We start from the raw sequence: 18,379 nt of genomic DNA on the forward strand, positions 1-18,379 counted from the left end.
CTTGTTTTATGATTCGACACCACAAAACTATGGTTTATTATTCACAACAGTTGGCTCTTTCATCAGCAGTCACTAACAAGTAACGGCTGGATAATTGCACTTCAAATCTGAATCTGCGTTCTGTTATTGGTACTAATGCTCAAAATGATGCTTACATAAAACTGTTGGAAGTAGATAACAAAAGCGGTATCAAGGCAAAAATTAAAGTACAAGTACAAGATAAAGGCAGCGTAAAAGAGAAAGATTTTTGGGTAAAACAAAACGCTGATTTATACACCTTATCCAATGAGAGAGAAGCATACAGAAATGGTTTTGAAGTATTAGACATAAGTTGCGAACCGGGTAATGAATTTATAGACTTTGCATCAGGTCGTTTATATTTAGGTCAAGAAAGGGGTGGTATTACAGATGATCTGATAGAAGTACAAATCAAAAAACACCATCAAAAAACACCTTGACAAAGAACTGCAACTAAAGAGTAAAGGAATAAAAGTATTGAGTTTGTTCTTTGTAGATAAGGTTGCCAATTACCGTATTTATGATGCAGAAGGCAAACCTGCCAAAGGCAAGTATGCTGAATTGTTTGAACATCATTACAACGAGTTAATCAAGTTGCCACAATACCAAGAGTTAGCTGTTTTTGCTGTTGACAAGCTACACGATGGGTATTTTTCAGCAGACAAAAAAGGAGTGCTTAAAGACACCAACGGAAGCACTCAGGCAGATGATGATACCTACGCTAAAATTATGCGTAACAAAGAGCAATTACTTTCAATGGACGAGCCATTGAAATTCATCTTTTCACACTCTGCACTTCGTGAAGGTTGGGACAACCCCAATGTGTTTCAAATTTGTGTTTTGAGAGAAGTAGGCAGCACAAAAGAAAGAAGGCAAACATTAGGTAGAGGCTTACGATTACCAGTAAACAGCGAAGGAGAAAGAGTAAAAGACGATAGCATAAATAAACTCACTGTAATAGCTCGTGAAAGCTATGCAGATTTTGCAGCGGGGCTGCAAAAAGAGTATGAAGATGATTGTGGAGTTACCTTTGGTAAAGTACCTAAAATAGCATTCTCTAAATTATCAGTTGTAGTAGATGAAGAAGAAAAACCATTAGGAAGAAAAGCCAGTGAAGATGTTTGGTCAGAGTTAGTTTCAAAAGGTTTTGTTGATACCAACGGTAAAATACAGCCTGCATTCAATCCTTCTAAAGAAGGATTTTCATTGGGCTTATCAGAGCAGTTTGCAGAACAGGAAGCGGAAATCATCACCGTTTTACAATCATACCAATTAGAACGCCACATCAAAAAAGATGAAGAACCCAAAAGGCTAAAAATCAACAAACAGATATTTCTCGACCCAGAATTTGAAAACCTTTGGAATACAATAAAGCACAGAACCACTTACCAAGTTGATTATTCAACAGCTACTTTAATTGCTAACGCAATTAAATCCATCACAGAAATGGAAAAGATTGAAGCGGTTAAAGTGTCTTATCGTGAAGATATTGTAGGCATTGAAAAGAAAGGCGTTACAACCACCAACACAAAAGCAAACGAAATTAAAATTGAATATACAGGCATTCTGCCTGATATTCTTGCTTACTTGCAAAAGGAAACAGAACTCACAAGGGCTACTTTAGTAAAAATCCTTTCAGGTTGCAATAGAATTGCAGAGTTTGCCATCAATCCACAGAAGTTTATGGATGCAGTAGCAAGTATCATCAACCGTGAATTACATAAACTAATGATTGACAGTATCAAATACGAAAAACTAACAACAGGTCAAGTAGAATGGAGTATGCAGCTTTTCAGAGAAGAAGAATTGAAAGACTACTTTGAGCAATGTTTGCAGGTGCAGAAATCAGTATACAATACCGTAATTTACGATAGTGAAGTAGAAAGACGTTTTGCCGAAGAACTGGACAAAAGAGAAGATATAAAGCTATTTGTGAAGCTACCTGCTTTCTTCAAAGTAGAAACCCCAATTGGAACATACAACCCCGATTGGGCGATAATAAAACATTATGACGAAACAATCTATTTAGTTAGAGAAACAAAAAGCACCAAGAATTTCGAAAAGCTACGTAATTCAGAAGCAGACAAAATCAAGTGTGGTAGAAAGCATTTTGAAGCCATCGGAGCAAACTTTGATGTAGTAACAAGTTCGATAGAAGTATAATAAAAACCTCAGCAGACAGCCACACACATTGCCAAGCTTGGGTTTGTGTCTAAAAGTTGTCTCTTTAGTCAAAATTGCCCAATCCTAAACAGTATGATAAAGAAAAAAGTATCGGTTATTTTTAACCCTATTTTAGTATTCATTGCTCTTTCCATCGGCTCTGCCGTTGCTCAAAACCTTTCCGATAAGCCTTTCCAACTCACTAACAACGACCGAGTGGTGTTTTTGGGAAATTCCCTGTTTGAAAATGAATTTCAATACGGTTATCTGGAATTAGCCCTCACCACGCGTTGGCCCGACCGTAACGTTACGTTTCGGAATTTGGGTTGGACCGCTGACAATGTGTGGGGAGAAGCGCGGAGCACCTTCACCAATCCGCCGACGCCTTATCAGCACCTGATGCAGCAAATCACCAAATCACAGCCAACCGTTGTTTTTATTGCCTACGGTGGGGTGGAAGCGCAGGAGGGTGAAGCGGGACTTCCCCGTTTTAAGGAAGGTTTGACCAAATTGTTGGATAAAATGGATTCGCTTGGCGCGAAATCCATTTTATTATCTCCCATTCCGGTCATGTACGAAGATGCTGAGGCAAATGTTACCCAACGAAATGCTAATATCGAATTATACGCTTCGGCCATTGCCAAAATGGCGTCGGACCGTGGAAAACAATACATTGATATTTACAAACCGATTCAGGAAATCAGTAAAAAAGCGGCTATTCTGGAAAATGGCGTACACCTGAACGAAGTCGGTTATTATTACTTGGCTTCGGTGTTGGAAAAAAGCCTTGGACTGAGCACGCAACCGCAGCCGGTCACTATTACCATTTCTAAAAATGCGGCCGAAGCCTCTCCTTTGGCCAAAATTTTAGAATTAGGTACAGAGAATACAACTCTGAAATTTACCTTGGATGAAAAATACCTGCCGTTACCGCTGCCTGTGAAGGGCAATACCGGCACGGATCATTTACAACACATCAAAATTGCTGGTTTGAAAAAAGGATTTTATACACTCACGGTGGATAATCAGGAAGTAATCACTGCTTCGGCGCAAAAATGGGCTGAGGGAGTAGCCATTACCCAAGGACCCGATTTCAATCAGGTGGCCCAATTGCGAGAAATGATTCTCAAGAAAAACGAGCAGTTCTTTTTCCAATATCGACCCCTGAACCGCACCTATATTCTGGGTTTTCGCTCGTATGAGCAGGGCCGACACGCCAAGGGACTGGAGGAACAAAGTCTCATTATCAAATGGTTGGAAGGACAGATCGTCTTGCACAGCCTGCCAAAACAAAGAGTGTATCAACTTTCTCCCGTAAAGTAGTTACACTAAAACCTATAAGGTTTCTAAGATCATATAATTGATTAAACCTTATAGGTTTATTGCAAACCACTTTCTGTTAAGTATATGAACGTTTTAAAAGATAAAATGCAAAAATTTAGCGCGCCCGCCACTTCCTTGAAATTTCTCAGACGCTTCAGCCTTCTTTCGTTGATTTTGCTGATTACGTCTTCCATGCACCGAGATGACCGAAAAGATACTCCCGATCCGGATGTGCAAAAAGAGCTCAAATCATTTAAAGTAGCGGAGGGTTTTGAGGTGACGTTGTTTGCTGCTGAGCCACTCGTGGCCAAGCCCATTCAGATGAATTGGGATGCCGATGGTCGCTTGTGGGTAGTGAGCAGTACAGCCTATCCGCACCTGAAAACGGGCGAAGAAGCCAATGATAAGATTTTTGTGCTGGAAGATACCGACGGCGACGGAAAAGCCGATAAGTCCACCATTTTTGCCGAAGGCTTGATTACCCCCACGGGGATTTTGCCCGGCGATGGCGGTGTTTACGTAGCCAATTCTACGGAAATTTTACATTTTGTCGATACTGACGGCGATGGGAAGGCTGACAAAAGGCGCCGAATTTTAAACGGTTTCGGAACTGCCGACACACACCACCTCATTCATACGTTTCGTTGGGGACCCGAAGGACATCTGTATTTTAACCAATCCATTTACATCTACAGTCACGTTGAAACGCCTTTTGGAGTCAAGCGCCTCGAAGGGGGCGGGGTATGGCAACTCAATACCAAAAATCTCGACATGAATGTCTATGCCCGAGGGTTGGTCAATCCCTGGGGATTGCAATTTGACCGTTGGGGACAATCGTTCCTGACTGATGGTGCGGGTGGTGAAGGCATTAATTTTGCATTTCCGGGAGCTACGTTTGTGACGGCTCCGGGAGCGGCTCGAATCATTCGCGGACTGAATCCCGGACAACCCAAACACAGCGGATTGGATATTGTATCGGGTCGTCACTTGCCCGAATCGTGGCAGGGAAGTTTGATTACCAATGATTTCCGGGCTAACCGCATCAACCGTTTCAAACTCGAAGAACAGGGCAGCGGCTATGCCTCCAAGCAGGTAGAAGACCTTTTGTGGACCGACCACGTGGCCTTCCGCCCCGTAGATATTTCGGTGGGTCCGGACGGTGCCATTTATGTAGCCGATTGGTATAATCCCATTATTCAACACGGAGAAGTGGATTTCCACGATCCGCGCCGTGACCAGCAACATGGACGTATCTGGCGGATTGTGGCCAAAAATCGACCGTTGGTGAAGAAACCGCAATTGACAAAAGCCAGCGTCAATGAATTGTTGGAAACGCTGAAACTCCCCGAAGATTGGACCCGCGCACAGGCCAAACAGGTTTTGAAAGCCCACGGAGCCAAGGAAGTAATTCCCGCCCTGCAAAAATGGGTGCTGGATTTGGATAAAAACAACGCCGACTACGAGCATAGTTTGTTGGAAGCCCTTTGGGTGTATCAAACCCTTGAGGTAGTCAATGAGCCGCTTTTGTTGACGCTGTTGAATGCCAAAAGCCACCGTGCACGGGCAGCAGCGCTTCGGGCACTCGGATTTTGGCACTCAAAAATTGCGAGTGCTAATGCTCTGTTAACCAAAGCCGTCACTGATCCTCATCCGCAGGTTCGACTGGAAGCGGTCATTGGACTTCGGAGCGTAAAAACGGCCGAGGCAGCCCGTACGGCCTTATCGGCTTTGGATAATTCCATGGACGAGTTTTTGGATTTTGCGCTTTGGCAAACCGTTCGTGAGATGGAGCCGCTCTGGGCGGCTCGTTTGAAAACAACGCCTGATTTCTTTGGTAATTCTAAAAAGACGGTTTTTGCTCTAAAATCGGCAAGCAGTCCGGAAGCCGTTTCGCAACTGGCACAAATGTACCAGAAAGACCAAGTGCCCGATGAATATCAGAAAGATGTGTTGGCCTCGCTTGCCAAGTTCGGGAAAGCTGTAGATTTAATACTTTTGTTTGAAAAAGCGATTCAGGGAAAAGCCAACAAAAGTAAAAATGTAGCTGCTGAGTTGGCGGCCTTAGAAGAAGCGGCTCGACGGGGTGTAAAACCTGAGGGAGATTTGAACCGCATTACTGGTTTTATTGAAAATGAGGAGGAGGCTGTTGCAACAGGTTCCATACGCCTGATTGGTTTGTGGAAACTCAGTGAACTCAACGGAACCATAGTGAATTTGACGGAAAAAGGAGATAAAAATACCCGAAAAGCTGCATTAGGGGCGTTGGCCGCCATGAATAATGACCAAGCTCGTAAATCACTGATGGACATGACCGGTGGCAAAAACCCCACGGATTTGAAAGTGGCGGCCGCTGCTCAGCTTGTATCTGTAGATGCTGCTGAAGCCGCCCGAATTGGAACGGGATTGTTGCGTACTTTGCCGCCACAAACCGATGTGACGGAGCTGTTTCAGGCGTTTTTTACCAATAAAGGAGGGACAAATGCCCTTGCTGACGCGCTGACAAAACAAAAAATACCGGAATCCGTTGCCGTTGTCGGTCGTCAAATTCTGCAACGCTCGGTGCCTTATAACCGACGGAACAGCGACGAAGTAAAAGTACTGATCAAGGCATTGGAAGCTTCCGGCGGCGTATTACCCGTTGAAAAAATGCCTCAGGAATTGAACGACAAAGACATCAGCAGTTTGGCAAAAACAGTAGCCGAAACCGCCGATGCTGCCAAAGGGGAATTGATCTTCCGAAGAAGCGGTCTGGCTTGTCTTACCTGTCACGCCATTGGCGGAGCGGGAGGGCGTATTGGCCCTGACCTGAGCAGTTTGGGGACAAGTTCACCCGCCGAAACCATTATCAAATCCATTTTGTACCCAAATGTTTCCATTAAAGAAGGATACGAACTGCAACGCATTGTTAAAAAAGACAAAAGTGAAATGCTGGGCTACATTGTCAGCAATGGAACCGCCGAAATGGTAATGCGCGACGTGACGGGGCTGGAAGTATCCGTTCCCAAAAGCCAAATTAACGTCGTTGAAAAAGTGCCGGGCTCGCTGATGCCTCCCGGTTTAACAGCCTCCCTGGACAAACAGGAGTTTGTCAATCTGGTCGGTTTTCTTTCCAAAATGGGTGAATCAGGCGATTTTCGCGTTCCTACCACTCGATTTGTACGGCGGTGGAATGCCATTTCTGCCAACAAAGACCTGACCAAACGAATGAGTACGGAAGGTTTGGGCTACGCAGTAAGAGATAATGCTAAAGTTACTTACGAACCTGCTTACAGTAAAGTGGCCGGTGACCTGCCGCTGAACGAATTGCCTGTGGTGGAAACAGGAGCGAACAAAAAGTACACGTTCGTGAAATTTGAAATTGAAGTGGTCAGCAAAGGAAACGTTAATTTAGCCTTGAACTCCGCAGCTGGTATTACTGCCTGGGTCGGAGGAAAGCTGCTAAAATTGACCGAGCGCGGAATCGCGGCAGACCTTCCTCAGGGAGTTCATTCGATTACGCTCGCATTGGATCGCGGGGCATTCAACCAAGAAGCGTTGAAAGTGCAACTTATCGAAGCCGAAAGCGGTACGGGCGCAGCGCAGACGAGGTTGGTCATGGGACGATAAAAAGAAATGAGTGAATGAGTGATTCTTTGCTTATTATCATCTGTTTACATATTATAAATTTAAAACAAAAACCCCCGACAAGTGTCGGGGGTTTTTTAGTGAACCAAACAGCCATAAATTTTTCTAAACCGTAAAACCAAAACTTATACTATCGGCGGGAGCATCTGGATAAATGCCTTCGATTTGTACTTTCGAGCCCTTTTTACCTTCTATCGCCTTTTTAAAATCCTGAACGGAGTGAATAGGTTTCTCATTCAGTTTGGTAATGACAAAGCCTTCCTGAACTCCTACCCGGGCTAATTTGCCGGCATCCAACATCCCGATTTTTGCTCCTCCGTCAATTCCGTTTTCTTTTAACACTTTCAATTCTCGGGGGCTAAGATCGTTGAGTTGCAAGCCCAATTCATTGAGCATCATGTCGGCACCGTCTGTTTTTAAGATCTGGCTGCCGCCTTCCCGATTGCGAAGTTTAACGCCTACTTCTTTGGTACTGCCGTTGCGACTGACCAAGATGGTTACCGTTTCGCCGGGTTTTTTACGACCAATTTGCTCCTGCAACTGAGGTACGGTACTGATGTCATTGCCATCCATTTTCAAAATCACATCCCCTGCTTTGATGCCGGCTTCTTTGGCAGAGCTATTGGGGGAGAATGATTTTACATACACGCCGGAGGTTTCTTTCAAACCGTATTCGTCAGCATTTTTGCTGTTGAGTTCTTCGAGCATAATGCCCAAATAAGCCCGTTGTACGTTTCCGTATTCAATCAAATCGCCCGCTACTTTCTTTACCAGGTTGGAAGGTACGGCAAACGCATACCCCGCAAAACTGCCCGTTGGACTGGCGATAGCGGTGTTTATACCAATCAGTTCACCTTTCAGATTTACCAATGCGCCACCGCTATTGCCTGGATTCACCACGGCATCCGTCTGGATGAAGGATTCCAGAGGAGAATCTCCCTTGGGCTGTTGCGCGCTTCCGAAACTTTCTCTTTCTGCTTGTTTTTGGGCAATAATACCCAATCCGCGTCCTTTGGCACTGACAATCCCCGTAGTAACGGTAGATTCAAGGTTAAACGGATTGCCTACGGCGACTACCCATTCGCCTACTTTGGCCGCGTCGGAGTTGCCGAAACTAAGCGCCTGTAAGTTTTTGGCAGGAATCTGAATGACCGCAATGTCGGTCGACGGGTCGGTGCCGATTACTTTCGCTTTGTAGCTTCGTTTATTACTCAACACTACTTCCAATTCGTCAGCTCCTTCCACTACGTGGTTGTTGGTCACGATATAACCATCGGCGCTGATAATAACTCCCGAACCCGAAGCTTCCTGTTTTTGAGGTCCTTCCTGAGGCTGCATCCCTCTCTCTCCAAAAAAATCTCGGAACATATCGGGAATCTGCATTTGTTGACGACTTTCCCCGGCTCGTTGTCTCATGGTAGACTTAATGTGTACTACCGCTGGCATGGATACGTCGGCTGCGTAGGTAAAATCGCCTGGCATCCCTGATGCATTACCTGCTGAAGTAAGTTTGGCATACGAAGCAGGTTTAGCATCTTTGAAAATGACCGATTCCTGAGATTGAGATTTGTTCAATAATTCTACTGAGCCGGCAGCGATGGTACCGGAAATAACTCCGATAAGTGCCAATTGTTTCCAATTCTGTGACATGGTGTTTAGTTGTTTTTGGTCTGTTAATTTGTTTTCTAAAACGGTTGTTAGTGTGTCTGGACAAGGTGTTAACCTGTTCCAACTAAGGTGCTTTTCCTTTTCGTAATTGGTTTAACGTTCAATTATGATACAATAGTATCGCCCAATTTTGTAGAGATTCCGGAGAAAAAGCCCGTTTTTGAAATGAAATGTTAATAGATGTTAAAAACGATTTTTAGCGTATGCCAACCGTCATTAAACGTGTAGGTATAGCCGAATAGATTGGTTTCACAGATTTGTTTGACCAATGCCAAGCCCAGTCCGGCAGAATCGTTTCGGATGCTGTCTTTGCTGAAGCGTTCCCATAATTGCTCAATGGGTAGGGTAGGAGGAGCGCCTGTATTTCGTACGGTGAAAGCCTGAGAGGTCAATTCAACCTCAATTTTTCCTGTTTTGGAATTGTGTTTGATGGCGTTATTAAGAAGATTATTCAACAAAACGTCAGCTAAAAAAGGATTGATGGGGATGTGTACGTGAGGAGTGATGTGGGTAGTTAGTTTAATTCCTTTGTGTTGGATAAGCGCTTCCCAGAGGTTTAATTTATCCTCCACCAATTCGCTGAAATCAATACTTTCGTGGGCTTCATACTGTCGATTTTCAATTTTGGTCAATAACAAAAGCGCTTGATTCATTTTTGAAATTCGTCGCACCACGTCCAACAAACTGTCAATCTGCTCCACCTGTGTTTGAGTAAGGTTAGCGGCCTGAAGCAATTGTTCAAGATTGGCGCCTATGACCGCCAAGGGAGTTTGTAATTCGTGCGAAGCGTTTTCGGTAAACGTTTTTAAACTAATGTAATCTTGTCTTACTTTTTGGGTAAGCTGTTCGAGCGTTGTTTGCAGGGTTTTGAATTCAACAATTTCGGTTGGCGCAAAATGCAGCGCTTCGTCTTCGCTTATTTTAAAAGTTTTGAGTTTGGCAAGTGTTTGGTAAAAAGGTTGCCACAAGTTTCGGGAAAGGCTGTAATTGACCCAAAACAGGATGCCAACTAACAACAAAATCAAGACGCTAAAGGCCAGCAAGAGTGCTTTGGTAAGATCGTGTACTTTATACAGTGCTTTCCGGATATTTACTTGATAATAACCCAATTGGGTGTCGATACCGAATGACAGTTGACGATACATTAAGGATTCGTTTTCGGCTCGGTTCGTTAACGTAGTGTCAAACAGTTGGATGGGAACGACTGTTTGCATCGGAATGGCCCACAAACTATCCGAAATGGAAAACCAACGTTCGGGCAACACGCCCGTCTGCTCTACAAAGTTTATTACCTGCTGATGTTCATGGGCAAGTTGCTCGGTAGCCTCTTCATCCATTATTTTTTGTAAAAACACGTACCCTCCAATCCCACTCACGATCAGAGCAATCAGACAGGCAGCGAAAAATAGCCAGGTAGCTTTACTGAGGAGTGTCATTTTGTGAATTTATAACCTACGCCATAAACCGTCTGAATATAATCCGGACACCCATTTTCAGTGAGTTTTTTTCGGACGTTTTTCACTTGCGAATACAAAAAATCGAAACTGTCGGTTTGGTCAATCTGGTCGCCGTACAGGTGTTCAGAAATAGCGGTTTTGGTCAACACTCGATTGGGATTGGCAATCAGGTACATCAATAAATCATACTCTTTGCGGGTCATTACGATTGAATGTTCTCCCACCCAAACTTCTTTTGAGTCGGGCAAAATTTTCAGCTCCCCGAAATGAATCTCCCGATTGCCGCCAAATTGTCGTCTTCGCAGTACGGATTTCAAGCGGGCGTTGAGTTCAGAAAGGTGAAACGGTTTTGCTAGATAATCGTCCGCGCCCAAATCCAACCCTTTGACTTTATCATCCAAGGCGTTTTTGGCCGAAATAATGATGATTCCTGTTTCAGACCCTTGGGTTTTGAGTTGTTCCACCAGTTGCAAACCTGAGCCTTTCGGCAGCATAATATCTACCAATACGCAGTCATAATTGTACAGACTGATTTTTTCCTGAGCGCTTGGAAAATCGCTCACCCATTCGCAGACATGACTCTCCGACTTCAAAAAGGTAAGAATAGCCGCCGCGAGAGATACTTCATCTTCAATCAGTAAGATTTTCATACAGTAAATCGACACGTCAATTCTGGAATAAATCCGGAAAGGAGGATACTGTTTTTTATATGTTTTTCAGCCGGCCAAAGCCAGTTCTTTTGAGGCACTCGTCCACAAAGCCACATGCTTGCTGTAAGGGTCTGAAATAATTTCAAAAGGAAGATGTACCAAACAGACCAATGCCGGCAACGTGCATACTTCCTAAAATGAGGGGAACCTTTTTTGCTTTTTTTTAAAACAGGGTGGCAAACCCGGCCGCAATGAGCCCCAATCCGAATTTGTCAATCGTCATTTACTGCTATTTGCCTTTTTGATGTTATCAGGCGATACCCACGCATCCCATTCACTGCCGTAATCATCGTAGTGAACAAAGTGCAAACTCGAAAATTTCTTTACCACTTTGGCCGGGTACCACTTTTTGTCGTCTTCGTAATACACGTTGACCGAGGCACCGATTGGAAAATTTTTGGGACTTGAATACGACTTTAATCGTGAAGCTGCCACCCAATCGGTTTCGTTGTTGGTATAGCTATAAAAGCGAACATTGTAGTTGTTATCCTTACCGGAATCTATGATAAATCCTAAGTAATCCTGTCCGTCGTAATTGACCGATACCCGTTCGCCGATGCGTTTGTTTTTCTTAGGAGAAACGCGAGTCGTAATGGCCCATGCGTTCATGCTTTTGGGAATATAATAAGCTGCTTTTTGCCCTTCGACAATGGCCATTTCTTCGTCAATGTAGTTGGACAATTCACCCAGCGTAATTTGTTGGTTATTGTCGGTATCTACAAAATTTTCACCTTGCAGCGCATACAGCAGAGCGTTGGAAAAAGTCCAGTTTCCCGTAGAAACGTCCGTTGGAACCACTGAATTGAGAGCCATGAAATTTTTAGTTGGATATTTCCGAACTTCATCGGCCAATCCTCCCGAATTACAACAATCGGCCGTAAAAAAGGCCGTATTTCCTGCAAAGTGCTGATTGACCGTTTTTACAATTTCTTCTACGGACCAATCTGCCCCTTTGTAGTTGGCAAAACACACCTTGTCTTTTCCATTTTTATAGCCATGTCCGCAGTAATAAAAAAACAGCATATCCCCTTTTTGCGCCTGTTGTAAAAACGGAATAAAGGCATCTTTCACCGCCGCCGTACTTGCCTGCTTGTCTTTCAGGTACATGATCTGATGGTCAGGCAGGCCACTTTTTTGGAAAAACTGATGGATTTTGGCATCGACGCGTGCTTTTTTTTCAAACGAAGCAAATTCATTGGCGTCGGCCCATTCAAGCACTCCAACCATAAATACCCATGTGCGATTCAACCCTGTTTTGGGCTGGGCAAGGGCTGAAAAACTAAACAAACAAAATAAGAGGAATTGGAAAAAATACTTCATGAAGAAGGGTTTATTAGAGATTGATTACTGACCAAAAATTGCCCTTTGTATCATAACGATATAACTTTTTGCACAAAAATAATACAAAAAGTTATACTAAGTGCATAAACACTTAGAAAGCAGCCAAATAAGTTTGGTTTTTACTCTTTAACAACAACTTTAGAAACAATCTGTTGTTAAAGAGTAAAAATTACTGAACCTCATACGCACCGCAATCCACATTGGCTCCCTTGGGACGGGCAACATTCTTAATATCTTTTGGAGCAAATAACGTCTGCGTACCAGCATCTATCGCAAGGCTGCCGGGTTTTACTGAAAAATTGGCTGAAGTTGGGTCAGTAGTCCGATTGACAAATTGCGGGTCCAATACTTTGTCATTGGGCCCTTTGACCGCCACTTTACCCACAAAATAGATGTTGTAATCGTAGGTTACATTCGTATTCTTGTTGTTGGAATTACGATTACCGTCGGGTTTGGAGTAAATTATGTTGTTTAGGATTTTCACATCATTGCAGGTATTGGCAAATAAATCGGCATAAGTCACCATGATTTGGGCATTATGATAGACTGTGTTGTTGATGATGTCAATATGTGCCGCATCAAACGCGTGAATCCCCGAACCCCCATTGTTAAAACTTACGTTGTTTTCTACCAAGGTACGGCCTTTGTTGGGTTTATCCGTCACAGTTGAGTTATAAGGTCGCAGGTTTACGTCGATGATAATGCCGTTGCCGTCGCTTAATTTTTGTTGGCTAATCCACGGAATGGTAGTTTTATTGTTGTAGCAGACGTTGTTTCGAACGATGTTTTTATAGCCTGTGTTGGCGTCACTGTCAAAGGGTGTCAAAATACTGATGCCGCTGCCACAGTACATCATGTACCACGCGTTATTGTAAATCGTATTTCCTTCAAATGTGTTGTAATCCGCTTGAATCGAACTCAATCCGCCCGGAAAGTCGTGAATTTTACAATTTCGGATGACGATATGGTGCGGAAATTTAGATTCAGCCGCAGGTCCGCTGATTCCGTTCATATTGTAGGTGGTGTACAGGTTGTTATTGTTTCCTCTGGCCACTTTGTCATTGTAAGAAGCTAAGGCATCCGCGTAGGTCAAATTTTGATTATTGCCTTGAAATTCAATCCCTTCCACTACGATGTAGGAGCCATTGATGGAAACCGCGTTCCAAAAACTTCCCGAGAACGAAAATTTAGGCGTATGGTCTTTGTAGGCTTTATACGTGATGTACTTACCTGCCGTGCCTGATTTGTCCAGTTTGATGGTGGTAGCCAGCACATAACTGCCGTACCTGCCAATTTGTACGTGCCTGTTTTACTGACTATGATGGTTCCCCCTTGGTCAACGGCTTTTTGAAGGGCTATTGTGTTCTCGATGCCATTGGCATCGGGGCTAAATCCAAAGGTGGAGGCATTGGTAAATCCTGTTGTTTGGGCAAACCCATTCAGGACACCTAAAATCTGCAACAACCCTACAATAACGCTTGTTCTATTTCGCATTTTTACAAAAGTTAGACCTCACCCCAAGCTACTTCCTTGGGCAAACGATTAGTCAATGCCGCTTTGGCTGCCACTTTCCCCGCTGCTTCGCCCATGGGTACGGCATTCCCCGTCACTCGGTAGCTGGCATGGGCGTAAAAATCGCCACTTATACACCGCCCGGCCATCATCAGATTATTGACATCTTTGGCAATCAATGAGCGCAACGGAATCTGATAGGGTTTCATTTTTACCCCGCCGCTGCCGTAGCCGCCACCTTCACCTTTTACCAGCGCATGAATGTCTACCACGAACTTCACCGTACAAACTCCGTCCTCAAACGTAGCTCCCCGTATCAAATCTTCTTTGGTCAACGTATAGAGTCCGTGAATGCGACGACCCTCACGAATACCGATTTGGGCAGCAGTGGTCACAATGCGGACGTTTGACCACATTCCACCCAGTTTTCTTAAACCGTCAATGATCTTATTGACTTCATTTCGGGCTTCCACCGTCGCCTGTGAAATAGCCCCTGCATTGGCAGCCGACACGCCGTACTGGTGATTGACCATCAGAGCCACCATGTCGGGGCGAATGGAGAAAAATGACGGCATTGTGTAACTGGCATCAATACCCGCTTTCAAAATTTCAGCGTGCAGTTTTTTCTTGCCCGGTTCAGAAGGTGACCCTTCTTTGCCGTAGCCCTTGATGTAGCCGGCTTTGACCAGATCATCTTCATTCAACCCGCTCAAAATCACCATCAATGACATGGGTTGAACTCTGCCCGTTTGGGGTTCGCCCATCTCAAAGCCGCAACCTGCCCGGGCAGCCAACTCACCGTTGCCCGTAGTATCAATAAACACCTTCGCTTTCCAGGCTTCTCTACCCGAAAAACTCTCGGTAGCGATGTAGTCAATGTTACTGTTTTTATCTTTATAGGCGGCCGTGACTCGGGTGTGTAAACGAACCTCTACGCCCGCTTCTCTGCATAGCTGTTCGAGTGTCCATTTCATGCGTTCGGCGTCGTATTTTTTGGCGGTATATTGGGCGTCGGTAGCGTCAAGGCGGTCAATGATTTCTTTCATAATGCCCGGTTTACCTTCGTGGTCAATGATGTTGCTCAACAAACTTGCCGTCCACACCCCACCCAAACAGCCATGTACTTCAATCAATGTGGTTTTTGCTCCGTTTCGGGCCGCACTCAATGCTGCTCCAATCCCCGCAGGGCCACCACCGCAGACAATGACATCGGTTTCTCGGACAATGGGCAATTCACGCTTGGGTTCCTGTACTGTTTCGTCTTTTTTTAAGTTGCCCGTTTCCAACGTTGACAGGGGGGCCAAGGCCGATAAAGCCCCCGTTTTTAGGAAATCTCTTCTTTTTAGCATGATTTTTCGTTATTTTAGTTGAAACAGTGCCGTCAAAAACGCCCCACGATTCCAACGTTTACTTTTGTGTAATGCCATTGCTTTGGCTTGTTGTGAAGCAGGTAATTGCTGAATCCAAGTATTTGCCAATGACTCTTCAAGCGGTTTTTCGGGGTGTATATTGTGGTACTCCATGGCATCCATGTATTGCAGTTTATGGATGGTGCGGGGCTTGATTTGAACTTGTTCCAACGGATACAAATCATGAAAAAAGCCTATGTTGCCGAAATACTGTACTGCTTCAAAATAGGGTGAATCAGCATCCACATCGCTCACGTAAATGATTTTGGCTTTGTTTTTCAACAAAAGTGATTGTAATTCCGGTACTTTCACTTTGGTAACACTCACCCCATTTTTGATACTCAAATGCGCTGCCAGCCCTGCTGCTTGCCCCAGTGCCGACCAAGTAGGTTCTAACCGAATACCGCAAAATCCGACATGACTTGATGAAATAGCCACAGATACGAGTAAATTGTCGAATTTCCCGGGCAACATTACCCCGTAGGGAATTTGAAAAGGTTGCGGAATAAAGTTAAAGTCACCTTCGGTCATGTCGGCATATACTGGTCCCGGTGCAGAAACCCCGTGGCAGTTGAGGGCGTAATCACAAATTGCTACCGCATTTGGGTTTAATACCGACCGGATAGAATGGGGGGCTTGATAAGTATCATGTTCTGTAAAAACTACGTCACCCATGATCCGGCGAGCTTCCCGAATGTAAAGCCGATACGGAAAATTGTCATTGTCCGTAAATTCGTCTTTAGCCAATCCCCACACCTTAGCATCCTCACGAATTTCAGAAGGAATACTTTCGTCATTTTGCAGAAAGTAAATCATGCCCAAAATATGATCACGATGTTCCCGAATAATCTTTACCCGTACTTCGGGACTGACATCGGGGTAATCATAATTTTTACCCAATGACGACATGCGCACGGGAGCATTTTTGATGTCGTTGATGTCGGCTTTACGGTTGGCGATGGGTTGCACCCGTAAAATTCCTTCGGCACTTTGCGTAAAAATTTGCTTTACCTTACCCCTTTTGAAGACAGCGGCAATCGGCAGGTATTTTTCTCGGTGATAGTTTGGGGGCATTTCCACCTTGCGGCTATTTTCTATGGAATCAGTCATGATGATGCGGAAATTGTAGGCCTGCACTTTTTTATCGCCTTCACCCGTACCGCCGGTCAGAATTTGCCCGCCTTTGGAGAAAATATGTCCCGCATACCGCTCACAAAATTCGTTTCTGGCTTCTCGTCCAATTCGATACTCCGCTCCTGCCGCCACCGCCAAATCGCCTTCGTAAGTAGCGTCAATAAATACTTTTCCCGAAATCGTAACCGCTTTATTATCAAGTAAATTAACAAAGGAAGCCGATTGGATTTTTGATTCTCCCTGTTTGTTTTTATTTACCGAAGCATTTGAAATTCTGTGTTGGGTATATACTTTTATGAAGGGCAATTCGGCCAACATTTGACCGAAAATCAGCTCGGTTACGTGCGGCTCGGCATTCACGCCGAAGTAGCAGTCTTTTGCCTGCTTTGAGTTCTTGCCATACTTGTTTTCATAATAGGCCAATGCCCTGAATCGGTATTCGTTGAAGGTGCCGCTTAAAGCCTCCTGTGAAATAAAATCGGTAAATGACAGCCCGCCCGTCATCAGTCCGCCAATTTGTTTGTACTCTTCCACCAATGCCACGCTGTGCCCCTGACGGGCAGCATTGATGGCGGCAAAAATGCCGGAAGGGGTGGCACCATAGATGACAACATCGGTTTGGGGTTGAGCAAAGACCTCAGTAACTATAAACAAAAAAACAAGCAATAATTTTTTCATACTTCGGTGCTTATGGTTGGTAGGCATGGGCAATAATTATGTTCATTACTGTCCATGCCTATTCTTTACAATTTAGCCCAGAACAACCGGGCATTGTCCTGATAGACGGTGTTTATATCAGATGCTTGCGGTGCATTTGAATTGCGTGAAATCTCATTAACCGGATATGGGAAACGCTTGGCTGTACCGTCAGGGTCCATGAGTGTAATCAACCCTGTTCGACGAACATCATTGTATGCTTCTTGGGTTTGAAAGACCGTTAGGTAAATGTATTTCTGCGTAATAATGTCCTTCAAAGTCAACTTATCAGCTCCCATTAATACTTTTGGCCGAGCCACATAAGCATTAATTTGAGTAGCAGTAAGGGCAACAGCCGAGTTGAAAATGGAGGCCTGTGTCAAAGCCGCTCGTACTGCTGCCTCGTAAGCAGTATACGCCTTGGTACGGTCGCCCAATCGCAACTGTGCTTCAGCCTCAATAAATTTCAGCTCCGTATAGGTTAGCATGGGCAGAGGAGAAGTCCTTCTTTGGTAGAATAAAGGCTTGGAATAAGTTGTGCCATTGAGCGTGACATCGGTAGTAGCTCGGCTGGTGGGTGTTGTAACGACTTTACCGCCAATTCGAGTAAACCAAATAGTTGCGCGTGGGTCTGCCAGAATATCTTCGTTGGGTTCTAAATAGGATTTGAGAGCCGTAATTATACCTTCGGCAATTGCTATGGTGCCTTGTGTGATTCCTACCTGAGCGATTTGATTGCCATTTTGTGGTGTATCCTGAAAATCAGTAAATGTAAAATTCTCATTTGACCCAAAGGAGTTGGTAAGGGCGGCCAATGCCCGCTGTGCCGTTTCCTGGCCGTTTGTATTACTCAGGCGATTGTACAAACGTGCTTTTAAGGCGTAAGCCGTTTTTTTCCAAAGAGTCATGTTCCCTTTAAAAATCATATCATCGTTTGCTGGGCGAGAAGCTGCTGTAGTGGCTTGGTCGCATTTTTGGATACCTGTGTCCAGAAGTTTCTGCATTTCAATGTACAGTTCCTGGGCTTTGTCAAATTTTGGCTGAATAACATCCTCCTTCCCTACTTCTGTGTAGGGTATATCGCCGTAAACATCTACCAACAGAGATAAGGTGTATGCGGACATTATATCGGCAATGGCTCCGTACCCAACTCGTTGTTGCTGTTCGGCTTTGGTACGAATATTTTTAAAATAGCGCAGAGCCTGAAACCCACCTGACCAGTTATCCCCTCCACCTACCGCAAGGTTGGCGGCATCTCCTACCTGAAATCTGGTTGCCGTATTGATACCTGTGAAGTTAGTCGTTTCAACCGCATGGCCACTCA

13 protein-coding genes are annotated in these 18,379 nt (G+C 44.5%); 4 read left to right on the forward strand and 9 right to left on the reverse strand.

The annotated features are described in order from the left end of the window. The first annotated feature begins 164 nt into the window (after positions 1 to 164). The 4 genes from Q0081_RS18555 to Q0081_RS18570 all read left to right on the forward strand — a co-directional run bounded on the left by Q0081_RS18555 (position 165) and on the right by Q0081_RS18570 (position 7,110). Positions 165 to 458, forward strand: coding sequence for a hypothetical protein (locus Q0081_RS18555; RefSeq protein ID WP_298356649.1), 294 nt, complete (start codon positions 165 to 167; stop codon positions 456 to 458). A gap of 43 nt (positions 459 to 501) precedes the next feature. Continuing rightward, complete coding sequence (locus tag Q0081_RS18560) at positions 502 to 2,181, forward strand: hypothetical protein (RefSeq protein ID WP_298356652.1); 1,680 nt, start codon at positions 502 to 504, stop codon at positions 2,179 to 2,181. A 93-nt stretch (positions 2,182 to 2,274) separates the two neighbouring features. Then, complete coding sequence (locus Q0081_RS18565; protein WP_298356655.1) at positions 2,275 to 3,504, forward strand: GDSL-type esterase/lipase family protein; 1,230 nt, start codon at positions 2,275 to 2,277, stop codon at positions 3,502 to 3,504. Between the two features lie 105 nt (positions 3,505 to 3,609). After that, the gene (locus tag Q0081_RS18570) at positions 3,610 to 7,110 is read left to right on the forward strand and encodes a PVC-type heme-binding CxxCH protein (RefSeq protein WP_298356658.1); all 3,501 of its coding nucleotides are present in this window, start codon (positions 3,610 to 3,612) and stop codon (positions 7,108 to 7,110) included. Positions 7,111 to 7,233: 123 nt separating this feature from the next. On the opposite strand, the gene Q0081_RS18575 is transcribed toward Q0081_RS18570, so the two are convergent. The 9 genes from Q0081_RS18575 to Q0081_RS18615 form a co-directional block, all read right to left on the reverse strand. Then, on the reverse strand, positions 7,234 to 8,778 hold the full coding sequence (locus Q0081_RS18575) for a Do family serine endopeptidase (RefSeq protein WP_298356661.1): 1,545 nt from the start codon (positions 8,776 to 8,778) through the stop codon (positions 7,234 to 7,236). A gap of 191 nt (positions 8,779 to 8,969) precedes the next feature. Next, positions 8,970 to 10,232, reverse strand: coding sequence for a HAMP domain-containing sensor histidine kinase (locus Q0081_RS18580; protein ID WP_298356664.1), 1,263 nt, complete (start codon positions 10,230 to 10,232; stop codon positions 8,970 to 8,972). Further along, entirely contained in the window at positions 10,229 to 10,903 is a 675-nt protein-coding gene (locus Q0081_RS18585; RefSeq protein ID WP_298356667.1) for a response regulator transcription factor, read from the reverse strand. Before Q0081_RS18585 ends, Q0081_RS18580 begins: the two co-directional genes overlap by 4 nt. 279 nt (positions 10,904 to 11,182) lie before the next feature. After that, entirely contained in the window at positions 11,183 to 12,283 is a 1,101-nt protein-coding gene (locus Q0081_RS18590; protein WP_298356670.1) for a caspase family protein, read from the reverse strand. A 190-nt stretch (positions 12,284 to 12,473) separates the two neighbouring features. Further along, the gene (locus tag Q0081_RS18595; protein WP_298356684.1) at positions 12,474 to 13,433 is read right to left on the reverse strand and encodes a right-handed parallel beta-helix repeat-containing protein; all 960 of its coding nucleotides are present in this window, start codon (positions 13,431 to 13,433) and stop codon (positions 12,474 to 12,476) included. Beyond that, entirely contained in the window at positions 13,433 to 13,798 is a 366-nt protein-coding gene (locus Q0081_RS18600) for a hypothetical protein (RefSeq protein WP_298356673.1), read from the reverse strand. Before Q0081_RS18600 ends, Q0081_RS18595 begins: the two co-directional genes overlap by 1 nt. Positions 13,799 to 13,809: 11 nt before the next feature. Beyond that, a complete protein-coding gene (locus Q0081_RS18605) occupies positions 13,810 to 15,165 on the reverse strand; it encodes an FAD-dependent oxidoreductase (RefSeq protein WP_298356676.1) in 1,356 nt (451 codons plus the stop codon). A 9-nt stretch (positions 15,166 to 15,174) separates the two neighbouring features. Next, entirely contained in the window at positions 15,175 to 17,037 is a 1,863-nt protein-coding gene (locus Q0081_RS18610; RefSeq protein ID WP_298356679.1) for an FAD-dependent oxidoreductase, read from the reverse strand. Between the two features lie 65 nt (positions 17,038 to 17,102). Next, a partial coding sequence (locus Q0081_RS18615) for a SusD/RagB family nutrient-binding outer membrane lipoprotein (protein ID WP_298356682.1) occupies positions 17,103 to 18,379 on the reverse strand: 1,277 nt, incomplete at its 5' end.

The organism is Runella sp. (assembly GCF_027484545.1).
In the GTDB taxonomy this organism is placed as follows: Bacteria; Bacteroidota; Bacteroidia; order Cytophagales; family Spirosomataceae; genus Runella.